The organism is Xanthomonas nasturtii (assembly GCF_023337365.3).
In the GTDB taxonomy this organism is placed as follows: Bacteria; Pseudomonadota; Gammaproteobacteria; order Xanthomonadales; family Xanthomonadaceae; genus Xanthomonas; species Xanthomonas nasturtii.
Window position 1 is genome coordinate 4,495,022 of sequence record NZ_CP142084.2, and the last position, 11,613, is coordinate 4,506,634.

Below are 11,613 nucleotides of genomic sequence, written 5' to 3' on the forward strand. Positions count from 1 at the left end.
CGGTTCGGCCCAGCCCGGCAGCGGCATGACGATCGATAACATTCCAGCCCACACGACGGACCACAGCACTCTGCCTCGCATCGCCAGCGCCTTGCCTGGGAGGAAACCAGACGCTACAACAACGTCCCGCTCAGGATTGCCGCAGCGATACTGAAATAAATCACCAGCCCGGTGACATCCACCAATGTGGCCACGAATGGCGCCGAAGCGCTGGCCGGGTCGAAGCCGAAGCGTTGCAGCACGAACGGCAGCATCGAGCCGGAGAGCGAACCGAAGGTGACGATGCCGATCAGCGCCGCGCCGATGGTCAGCGCCACCATCTGCCAATGCGGGCCGTAGTCGTACAGCCCGGCGTTTTGCCAGATCGCAATCCGCACGATCGCAAGCACGCCCAGGATGGCGCCCAGGGTGAGCCCGGTGGGCAGTTCACGCAGCGCCACTTTCCACCAGTCGCGCAGGCGGATTTCGCGCAGCGCCAGCGAGCGGATCAGCAAGGATGTGGCCTGCGAGCCGGAGTTGCCGCCAGAGCTCATGATCAACGGAATGAACAGGGTCAACACCACCGCCTTGGACAGCTCGTCCTCGAAGTGCTGCATCGCGCTGGCGGTGAGCATTTCGCCCAGAAACAACACGCTCAACCAGCCGGCGCGCTTCTTGATCATCTGGCCGAAGCCAATCTGCATATAGGGCTTGTCCAGCGCTTCCATGCCGCCGAACTTGTGCACGTCTTCGGTGGATTCGGCGATCAACGCATCCAGCACATCGTCCACGGTGACGATGCCGAGCACATGGCCGCGCGCATCCACCACCGGAATGGCGAGCAGGTCGTGGCGGCGGATCAGCCGCGCCACTTCTTCCTGGTCCAGCGCCGGGTCCACGGTGACCGGCGGATTGACTTGCGCCACCTCCAGGATCGGCGCATCCGCAGCCCCGGTGATCAGCCGGCGCATGGTGACCACCTGGGTCAGCACGCGGCTGTGCGGGTCGAGCAGATAGATGGCGTAGACGGTCTCGCGGCTGCGCTCCACTTCGCGGATGTGCTGCAGGGTGCGGCCCACCGTCCAGTCGGCCGGTACCGCCACGAACTCGGTGGTCATCAGCGCGCCGGCGGTGTTGGGCGGGTAGCGCATCAACGCCTGGATCGACAGCCGCGCTTCGGCGCTGAGCAACCACAGCAGCGGCTGACGCTGCTCGGCATCCAGGCCATGGAAGATGTCGGTGGCACGGTCGTCGGCCATCTGCCCGAGCAAGGAGGCGGCCTGCTCGGCCGGCAACAATGCCACCAGCGCGCTGGCATCGCGCAGCTCGGGTTGTTCGAGCAGCTTCACTGCACGCGGAGACGGCAACGCGGCCAGCACGTGCGCTGCGTCGTCGCGGTCGAGGGTGTTGAGATATTCCACCGCATCGGCCGTGTTGCGCTCGGCCAGGGGTGCGGTCAGTGCATCGACGCCTTGGGCAAGGCGCAGGGTTTGCTCGTACATGGTGGTTCGCCTGGTGACGACCGTCGTCGATGACAGCCGGCGAACCTGAGCCTCAGGCGCGCGCCAGCTGGGTCATCGACCCGGGTCTAGGGTGACTGTCGCTGGACATGGGTAGGGCTCCGAAGGCGCATACCGGCCGGTGATCCGGGCGGCGGCGCGGCGCAGTCTGCGCGCCTGAGCTGGCTTGGTCAATGCCCTGCTTAGGCGATGCTCAGCGGGCGTCCAGGCGGACGCCACAACGCAGGGCCTGTCATGTCGACAAGCGACTGCATTGCACCCGACTACCGGCCGTGCGCGACCGACCAGGACGGTGGATCATTGCCTGCAACGGCGGCTGCGTGCACGCGTGCAATGCGGAACGACGTGGCGCCATACGGCTCAGTCATGCGGACGACGTGGGAATTGCTGCCCGCGATGCGGTGCTGCCGGCTTGCATCACCGAACCAGAGCACACCGCCAATCCACACAGTTGCACGCAGCGCACGCCGATCCAGGCCAGCAGCCGACCGCGCGCGGCATAATGCGCACATCAACGGAGAGTGCACATGCATAGCGGTGGTCTGGAACTGGCGTTGGTGCTGATGCTGGCCGCCATCGTGGCAGTGCCGGTGTTCAAGCGCTTCGGCCTGGGCGCGGTGCTGGCCTATCTGGTTGCCGGCGTGGTGCTGGGCCCGGACGGCGTGGGCGTGGTCCAGGACGCCGAACGTATCAGCGGCGCGGCCGAGATCGGCGTGGTGATGCTGCTGTTCGTGATCGGCCTGGAACTGTCGCCGGCGCGTTTGAAAGTGATGCGGCATTCGGTATTCGGCGCTGGCGCCACCCAGGTGCTGGTGACCGCAGTGATCCTGGGCGGCCTGCTGATGGCGGCCCAGCTGGGCTGGAAGAGCGCGCTGATCGTGGGCGTGGCGCTGGCTTTGTCGTCCACCGCAGTCGGCTTGCAGCTACTGTCCGAACGCAAGGCGCTGGGCAGCGATTACGGGCGCTTGGCGTTCGCCATTTTGCTGTTTCAGGATCTGATCGCCATTCCATTGCTGGCGGCCATTCCGTTGCTCGGCGGCAGCAAGAACGCCACGCTGGAATGGCAGGACGTGGCCAAGGCGGTCGCGGCATTGACGCTGGTGATTCTCTGCGGGCGCTTTGTGCTGCGCCATCTGTTCAACATGGTGGCGCGCACGCGCATGCCGGAAGTGTTCACCGCCAGCGCCTTGCTGGTCGTGCTGGGCACGGCGTGGATCATGCAGGAGGCCGGATTGAGCGCCAGCCTGGGCGCGTTTTTGGCCGGCGTGCTGCTGGCCGATTCGCAATTCCGCCACGAACTGGAATCTCAGATCGAACCATTCGAAGGGCTGCTGCTGGGCCTGTTCTTCATTTCGGTGGGCATGGGCATCGACCTCAACCGCGTGGTGGCCGAGCCGGGCTTGATCGCCGCAGGCGTGGCGATCTTGCTGGCGGTGAAGTTCTCGCTGCTGGTCGGCATCGGCAGCGTGGCCAAGCTGCCGCTACGCAGTAGCCTGATGCTGGGCAGCGTGCTATGGCTGGGCGGCGAATTCGCCTTCGTGGTATTCAACGAAGCCGACCGCGTGGGCTTGCTGGACCCGGCCAATCACGACCGGCTGGTGGCCATCGTGGGCGTATCGATGGCGCTGACGCCGTTGTTGCTGCTGGGCATGCAACGCATCCTCAACGGGCCGCTGCGCCTGCGCGCGCCCAAAACCGATCGGCCATTCGACACCATCGATGCGCAGACCCCCAAGGTGCTGGTCGCCGGCATGGGCCGCTTCGGCCAGGTGGTTGCGCGCTTGCTCACCGCGCGGCATGTGCCGTTCGTGGCGCTGGAACATAACCCCGACACGGTGGAAGACCTGCGCCGCTTCGGCAGCCAACTGTATTACGGCGACCCCACCCGCCCCGAACTGCTGCGCGCCGCCGGCGCTGATCGCATCAAGGTGTTCGTGATCGCGGTGGACGACCCGGAAACCAATATCAAGACGGTGCGGCTGATCCGCCGCCTGTACCCACAGGCCACGGTGCTGGCGCGCGCGCGCAATCGTCAGCACGCCTGGAAGCTGATGGACCTGGGCGCTGAACCGTTCCGCGAAGTGTTCGCCTCCAGCCTGGAACTGGGCGAACGCGTGCTGACCTCGCTCGGCCTGGGCGAAGCACTGGCGCAGGACCACGTCAAACGCTTCCGCCAGCACGACGAAGACCTGCTGCGCCGCCAGCACCTGGTCTACGACGACGAAGCCAAGGTGATCCAGACCTCGCGCGATGCCCGCGCCGATCTGATGAATCTGTTCGAAGCCGACGTCAAGGCGGATGTGGACAGCGAGCCCGCGCCCACTACACAGGATCGCTAGCCTTTTCGTAGAAGCGCGCTTCTACACGGGTTTCATGCGACCGCAGCGGCTGCGTGTTGATCGCAGCACTCAGCTACGCGGTTTGCGCGCTACGGTTTTACTGGCCGACTTCTTCGCTGCGCTTTTGCCCGCCGCAGTTTTGCCGACAGCCTTTGCAGCGGCCTTTGCGACCTTCCTGGTTGCGCGTTTGGTCACTGCTTTCTTTGCGGCACTACCCGAGGACGCGCCCGCGGCTTGCGACGGTTTGGCTGCAGCGACCGATGCGCGCTTGGCTGGCGCCTTGCGCACAGGTTTTGCCGTCTTCGTGGTGTTCTTCGCCGTTTTCCTGGTGGCTTTCTTGATCGGCGTCGTCGCGCTGCTGCGTGCCTCCGGCGGCCGGCGCGGTGGCGGCTTGCGACCCGGGGTGAGCGCGCGCCAGGCGTGCCCGCCATTCATGGCCAGCAGTGCGTCCGCGGCCGATGGGCCGGCGCTGCCGGCGGCATAGTTGGGGAAGTCGCTTGGCGGTTGTTTCCACGCATCCAGGATCGGTTGCACGATGCGCCACGCGCCTTCCACCATGGCCGCGTCCTGGAACAGGCCGGCCTCGCCCTTCATGCAGTCCTGCAGCAGGCGTTCGTAGCCCACCGTGTATTCCTTGGGAAACCAGTCGCGGTAGCGGAAGTCCATGCGTACCGGGGCCAGCGCCACCTGGGCGCCCGGGCGTTTGACGTCGAACTGCAGCGAAATGCCTTCATCCGGCTGGATGTGCAGCACCAGCCAGTCGGGGCCGTAGCCGCCCACTTCGGTACTGCGGAACGGGGCCAGCGGCGCCGGCTTGAAACGGATCGCGATCTCGGTGGTGCGCTCGCGCAGGCGTTTGCCGGTGCGCAGATAGAACGGCACGCCGGCCCAGCGCCAGGTGTCCACCTGCAGCTTCATCGCCACATAGGTTTCGGTTTCCGAATCTTCCGGAACGGTGTCTTCTTCGCGATAGCCCGGCACCGCGGCGCGGCTGACCGCGCCGGAAGCGTATTGCCCGCGCACCACATCTTCGGGTTTGATCGGGCGCACCGCCTCGATCACCTCGGCGCGACGACGATGCATCGCTTCGGTAGTGAACGCGGCCGGCGGCTCCATCGCAATCATCGCCAGCAACTGGAACAGATGGTTCGGCACCATGTCGCGCAGGCAGCCGGTGGGATCGTAAAAACGCCCGCGGCCTTCCACGCCGATGGTTTCGGCGGCGGTAATCTGCACATGGTCGATACGGTCGCGGTTCCACACCGGCTCGAACAAGCCGTTGGCAAAACGGAACGCAAGAATGTTCTGCACGGTTTCCTTGCCCAGGAAATGATCGATGCGGAACACCTGATCTTCGTGCAGCACCTTGGCGACGGTGGCATTGAGATGCTTGGCACTGGGCAGATCGTGGCCGAAGGGTTTTTCCACGATGACGCGACGCCAGCCCTCGCCTTGGCGCTGCTTGACCAGACCGGCTTCACCCAGGTTCAGCAGCACCGGCTCGAAGAAACGCGCAGCGGTGGCCAGATAGAACAGCACATTGCCCTGGGTGCCGTAGCGCTTGTGCAGTTTTTCCAGCACGCCATCCAGCGCTTGATAAGCATCAAGGTCGGTGAAATCACCGCGCAGATAATGCATGCGCTCGCGCAACCAGTCCCAGGTGTCGGTATCGAATTCGTCGGTCTGGAATTCGGCATCGCGGCTGCTGAGCAGCTGCGTCATCGATTGGCCCATGGTGCTGCGCCAGGCGCGCTCGCTGATGTCGCCATGGTCCATGCCGACGATGGCGAATTGCTCGCCCAACGCACCGGCGCGGCGCAGGTTGTACAGCGCCGGCATTACCAGGCGCTTGGTCAGATCGCCGCGCGCGCCGAACACCACGATGATGCACGGCGGGGTGGTTTCTTGCTCACTCATGGATGCGTTTCCTTTTCGCCCATGCATCCATGCAGGCGCAATGCCGCATTGACCAGGGCCACGTGGGAATACCCTTGCGGGAAGTTGCCGAGCATGCGCTTGCTGCGCGGGTCGTATTCTTCGGCGAGCAGCCCCACGTCGTTGCACAGCCCGAGCAGACGTTCGAGCAGCGCACGCGCCTGGTCGGTGCGGCCGATCAGTGCATAGTTTTCCACCAGCCAGAAACTGCAGGCCAGGAAGGTGCCTTCGCCGGCCGGCAGGCCGTCGGCGCTGTCGTCGGCACGATAGCGTTCGACCAAGCCGTCGATGGTGAGGTCGCGCGCGATCGCATCGGCGGTGGCGGCGATGCGCGGATCATCCGCCGGCAAGAAACCGACGATGGGGATCAGCAGCAGCGAGGCATCCAGTCGATCGGAGCCGTAGCTCTGCACGAAGTGGCCGTCCGGGTGCACGCCTTTTTCCAGCACTTCGGCACGAATCTCTTCGGCAAGCCGGCCCCAGTGAGCGCGTTTTTCAGTATTCGCATTGGTGATGCCGTCGCGTGCGCCGCAGTCGAAGGCCAGCCACGCCATCACCTTGGAATGCACGAAGTGGCGGCGCTCGTCGCGGATTTCCCAGATGCCTTCGTCCGGTTCGCGCCACAGCGTTTCCAGTGTGTCCAGAATCTTTTCCAGCAGCGACGCAGACGAGCCATCGTCGTCCGATGGCGGGCCCACGCCTTTTTCGCGTGCGTAATGAAAGGCGCCGATCAACTCGCCATACACGTCGAGCTGAAACTGATCCACTGCACCGTTGCCGATGCGCACCGGGCCGGAATGTTCATAGCCGGGCAGCCAGTGCGCTTCCCATTCCTGCAAGCGGCGTTCGCCGGCAATGCCGTACAGCGCCTGCAATTGATCGGGCGAGCCGGCGATGGTGCGTTGGACCCAAGCGCGGAATGCCACCGCTTCGTCGCGGTACCCGGCCTGCAGCAAGGCGATCAGCGTGAACACAGAATCGCGCAGCCAGCAGTAGCGGTAATCCCAGTTGCGCGTGCCGCCCAGATGCTCGGGCAGCGAGGCGGTGGGCGCGGCGACAATGCCGCCGGTGGGCAGATAACTCAGCCCTTTCAACACCACCAGCGAGCGACGTACCTGCTCGGTCCACGGGCCGACGTCGGTGCACCGGCGCGCCCAGCCATGCCAGAACGCGGCGGTGCGCTGCAATGCCTGTTCGGGGTCGATCAGCGGGGGCGTGGCCAGATGCGAGGCGCCGTGACTGAGCAAAAACCAGGTACTTTCCCCTTCGCGCAAGGTGAAGTCGGTTTCGGTGCCCATGTCTTCGCCGTGCAGGGTTTGCGGCGAACGCAGTGCGAGTTGATCGGGGCCGGCAATGGCGCGGATGCCATCGACGATGCGCGTCACCCACGGCACCGTGCGGCCGTAGTTGAAGCGGAAGGTCAGGCGCATGTGCATCGGCACGCTGCCTTGCACGCAGCGCACGATGCGCACCAGATGCTGATGGATCTCGGTGTCTTCGCTGGCCACCATGAAGTCGACCAACTCCACCGTGCCGCTGTCGGTGCTCATGCGCGTGCGCAGCACCAGACTGTCGTCTTCGTAGGCGCGCTCGGTGCGGAAGTCGGCAGCCGGCGACAACGCCCATTGCCCGTGTTGCTCGTCGCCCAGCAGCGATGCGAAGACCGCATCGGAATCGAAACGTGGCAGACACAGCCAGTCGATGGTGCCGCGGTGGTCGACCAGGGCCGCGCTGTGGCAATTGCCCAGCATGGCGTGGTCCTCGATACGCACGCTCATCGTAGAGGCGCTTCCTTCGTGCGAGGGAGCGCCCAGTCTTGCATGCGCGGTGTCGGGATCAGGTTACGAATACGCCGGCAGGCGCAGCAACGGTGGCACCGTGTGTTCCAGCCGACGGATCAGTGCCGGGTCCATGTACGCATAGTCGTCGGGAATCTGCAGGCAGATCACCCGGCAATGGCGCAAATGTGCGGCGAAGCGTTTGCGCAGCAGTTGCAGATGGCGAGCTTCCATCACCAGCACCACTTCGGCTTCCTGCAGCAACTCCGGGGTGACCTGGACGTCGGCATCGGCGGCCAGCCCGGCCGATTGCGCCTGCACGCCGGGCCAGTCGGCGAACACGCGCTCGGCGGTGGGGCTGCGCAGGCGGTTGCGGCTGCACACGAACAACACCCGCAGCGGTTGCCCGCCGCGCCGGCTCAGCGGCCTTCGCGCAGGAAGCGCGCCATCGAGGAGACGCCTGGCAGCGCGGGTTCGAACTGGCCGGCCACATCGATGAAGCCGCGCATGATGGCGATCTCGCGCGGGGTGCGGTTGAGCGCGTCGCGCCGGTCGGCATCGGCGCCGGCGCGCAGCAGGCGCTGCACCAGCAATGGCAGCCCGTGCAATGCGGCCAGATGCAGCGGGCCGAAGCCGCGTTGGTCGGCCACATCCAGCGAGACATCTTCGTCGAGCAGGCGTTCGACCCCGGCCAGCACGACCTGCTCGTCGCAGGCGGTGCCCGGTTCGGCGCGCGCGCCCAGCAACAGCAGCAACGGGCTGACCCGGCCACCGGCCAGGGATTCCGGGTCGGCACCGGCCAGCAGCAAGGTGTCCAGCAAGGCCAGCAGGCGGCTCTTGTCGCGCGCGGTGAAACCGTACAACGCGGCGCAATGCAGCGGCGCCAGCCACTGATTGTCGGTGGCATGCACGTCGGCCGCGGCGGTGAGCAGGCGCGCCACGATGTCCGGCAGCCCCAGCGCACAGGCCAGCATCAGCACGGTGACCCCGCCCGGCAGGCGGTGTTCGATCTGCGCGCCGGCCTGCAGCAAGGCAGCGACGATCTCGGTCTGGCGCATGCTCACCGCCGCCGACAACGGCGTGGCGCCGCTGTTGGCCGCGCGTTGCGGATCGGCGCCGCGGCCGAGCAGATGCGCCACCACGCCAAGATGGCCGCCACCGGCGGCACGCAGCAGTGCGGTGCAGCCTTGTGCATCGATCGCATCGACCGGCAGGCCGAGGTCGATCAGGCGCCGCACCGCATCGGTGTCGCCGGTCATCGCTGCCGCCGGCACATCCGCTTCGCGCAGCGTGCGGCCTGGCAGCGACCAGATCCGCCAGTCCAGCCAGTCGGAAAGATCGCGGCGGCCGATCGACAGCGCCACGCCGAGCGGGGTCTGCCCGTCGGCAGCGCGCGCTTCCGGCGAGGCGCCCTGCTTGACCAGCAGTTTCAGCGACGCGTCGCGGCCCAGCGCGGTGGCCAGGTGCAATGCAGTCATGCCGTGGCTGTCGCGCGCTTCGCGGTCCACGCCATGTTCCAGCAACCACTGCTGCAGACGCAGCCAACCCAGCCGCACCGCCAGCGACAACGGCGGATCGCCAGCGGCCGACGGCGCGAACGGGTCGGCGCCGCGTTCGAGCAACTCCAGCGCGAACTGTTCCAGCCCGCGCGATGCCGCATCGTGCTGCACGCAGGCGCTGAGCAGCCGGGTCAGACCACCGGCGCCTGCCGGGGAGACGCCATGCCGCAGCAGCGCCTGCATGGCCGGCACCGCCTCCACGCCGCGCGAGAGCAGCGCGAACATCGGCACATCGCCGCAGGCGTCGCGCACTTCGGCATCGGCGCCGTGGCGCAGCAGCCAGTCGACCGCCTCGGCGTTCAAGGCCAGATGCGCGTCGTGCAACAGGCCGCCGAGTTCTTCCGCGGCACACAGCCGCGCCAGTGCAACCAGGCCGTCGCGCTGTCCGAACTGCAGGCCTTCGCGCAGCAACACCAGCGGCGGGCGATCGGGCAGCACGGTAACGCCAGGCGTGTCGCCATGCCCGTCGCTGACCGCGGCCGGCAACGGGTAGGCCGGATCGAGCAATTGCACAATCGCCCAACGCCCGGCCTCGGCCGCCACATCCACCGCGCGACGGCCGTGCGCGTCGACGCTGTCGGCCGGCACCTGCAGATCCAGCAACCGGCGGATCAATGCCGGCGACACGTTGTCGGCGGCGCAGGCCAGCATCACGGCATTGCGGCCGTCGCCGTCGATGGCCAGCACATCGGCCTTGCGCGCGACCAGGCGTTCGAGCACCGCGCTACGCGCCTGCCGCGCGGCGTCCAGCCACGGCGTACGGCCGAGCAGATCGCGTGCTTCCAGATTGGCCCCGGCCGACAGCAGCGCCTCGACGATGTCGCCGTGGCCGGCCAGCGCGGCTTCGTGCAGGGCGCTGCGGCGCTGCTTGTCGCGCGCATCCACGCGTGCCTTGTGCTTGAGCAGCAGCTGCACGCCGGCCGGGTCGTCTTCCTCGGTGCCGGCAGCAGCCAGAAGCACCGGTGCGCCACCGTCGGGTTCGGAATGCGCGCCGCGTTCCAGCAGGAACTTGGCCAGCCGCCAGTTGCCGACCTGGCAGGCCATCGCCAGCGGCGAGTGGCCTTCGTTGTTGAGCGCATCGAGCTCGGCGGCGGCATCGCGCAGCAGCGCGGCCACGCCCGGGTCGGAACTGCGCACCGCATGATGCAGCGGGGTATTGCCGTCGTTGTCGCTGGAGCGCGGGTCCGCACCGTTGGCCAGCAGCGTCATCACCGCATCCGGGCGGCCGTGCCAGCTGTCGCGGGTGGCGGCCAGCAACGGAGTCATGCCGCGGTGCGGTTGGTTGACGTCGACGCGGCGCACGATCAGCTCGCGCAGCAGGCGCAGGTCCGGCAGCACCGCAGCCAGCGCGGGCAGGCTGCGTTGGTCGCGCCATTCCGGCAGCGGCAGCGCCTGCGGGTCGGCACCGGCCTCCAGCAATTGCAGCGCGCGGTCCACCCGGCCACTGCGCGCGGCTTCGAACAGTTCGGGGACCAGCTGATGCTGGGCCACCGGCTCCAGCGGGCGCGGTTCGGCCGCAGCTTCGGAGAAGAAATCGGCCGCCTGGCGCGCCGGCGGCGCATCGCTGCGCATCGGCGCGGCGGTGCGTTGCAGCAGCAGATGGGCGGCCGGCAGCAGCACGCCGGCGGCAACCGCCAGGCCCCAGCGCAGGCCACCGGACAACCAGCCCGGCCACGCCAACACCACGGCCAGGGTGCACATCGCCAGCACCAGCGCGGCCGCCAGCAGGCCGCGCCAGGCCTGCAATTCCTGCGTGGCCAATGCGTGCCAGCGTGGCGCCAGCGCGCCGCCGTCGCGTTCCACCTCGCCCCACAGCGGCCAGGTGCGCCACAGCCCGAGCAAGGCGGCGCTGACCGCCACGCTCAATGCCAGCGCGGCGGCCAGGCTGCCGCTGTCGCGCAGGGCGGTCAGCGGCCAGCTGATCAGCGCGGCCAGTGCCAGCAGGCCGACGCCCCAGATCGCCAGCAACGGCGGCAGCGCCTGCGCGATGGCGCGCGGCTGGCTTGGCACTGTGCGCGTCCCGCGTGCCCACGACACCGCCAGCGCAAATGCCGGCTGCGCCAGCCACAGGCTCAGCGCGGCAACCACGCCACCAAGACCACCGAGTAGGCACAGCACCACGCCGGCCGCACCGGCCAGCGCTGCTGCACGCATCCGTGCGCCACGCGCAGGCTCAGTCATAGTCGCACTCGCCCGCGAGCACGAGCGTCTTGGGCAATTGCAGATAGAAGCCGTGCTTGGCCAGCGCTTCGCGCACCGTGGCCACATCGGCCTGCGCCAACCTGCGCTCGGGCGTCAACGCCACCTCCAGCACGAACGAAAACGGCGCCAGCTGCGCCTGCACGGCGGCAGGAAGACCGGAGAAGTCGTCACGCGTGGCGAGATAGACGAAGGTGTCCTGCTTGCGTTGGCTTTTATAGACGTAGGCGTGCATGCGCGCGTGGTCGCGCTCGATCGAGAAGTGGGTCGCATCGATTGTGTCGCAATTGCGGCGACGGCGAAA

The 11,613-nt window shown here is 67.4% G+C and carries 7 protein-coding genes; 1 reads left to right on the plus strand and 6 read right to left on the minus strand.

What is annotated here, in order from left to right; genetic code table 11:
* Positions 1-113: 113 nt before the first annotated feature.
* Positions 114-1,481, minus strand: a complete 1,368-nt coding sequence (mgtE, locus tag M3O59_RS19770; RefSeq protein WP_116904814.1) for a magnesium transporter — start codon at positions 1,479-1,481, stop codon at positions 114-116.
* A gap of 545 nt (positions 1,482-2,026) precedes the next feature.
* Here mgtE and M3O59_RS19775 point away from each other — a divergent pair.
* A complete protein-coding gene (locus M3O59_RS19775) occupies positions 2,027-3,838 on the plus strand; it encodes a monovalent cation:proton antiporter-2 (CPA2) family protein (protein ID WP_116904812.1) in 1,812 nt (603 codons plus the stop codon).
* Between the two features lie 69 nt (positions 3,839-3,907).
* Here the strand turns inward: M3O59_RS19775 and zwf are convergent, their stop codons facing one another.
* From zwf to M3O59_RS19800, 5 genes are all read right to left on the minus strand, one after another.
* Positions 3,908-5,755 (minus strand): glucose-6-phosphate dehydrogenase, encoded by a 1,848-nt coding sequence (gene zwf / locus M3O59_RS19780; protein WP_181920402.1) that lies wholly within the window; start codon positions 5,753-5,755, stop codon positions 3,908-3,910.
* Complete coding sequence (locus tag M3O59_RS19785; RefSeq protein WP_064628971.1) at positions 5,752-7,551, minus strand: glycoside hydrolase family 15 protein; 1,800 nt, start codon at positions 7,549-7,551, stop codon at positions 5,752-5,754. Before M3O59_RS19785 ends, zwf begins: the two co-directional genes overlap by 4 nt.
* A gap of 63 nt (positions 7,552-7,614) precedes the next feature.
* The gene (locus M3O59_RS19790; protein ID WP_116904810.1) at positions 7,615-7,944 is read right to left on the minus strand and encodes a low molecular weight protein tyrosine phosphatase family protein; all 330 of its coding nucleotides are present in this window, start codon (positions 7,942-7,944) and stop codon (positions 7,615-7,617) included.
* A 26-nt stretch (positions 7,945-7,970) separates the two neighbouring features.
* A complete protein-coding gene (locus tag M3O59_RS19795; RefSeq protein WP_116904809.1) occupies positions 7,971-11,291 on the minus strand; it encodes an ankyrin repeat domain-containing protein in 3,321 nt (1,106 codons plus the stop codon).
* Positions 11,284-11,544: a YcgL domain-containing protein gene (locus M3O59_RS19800; protein WP_064628967.1), complete on the minus strand. Its 261-nt coding sequence runs from the start codon at positions 11,542-11,544 to the stop codon at positions 11,284-11,286. The genes M3O59_RS19795 and M3O59_RS19800 overlap by 8 nt, the downstream gene beginning before the upstream one ends.
* Positions 11,545-11,613: the final 69 nt, after the last annotated feature.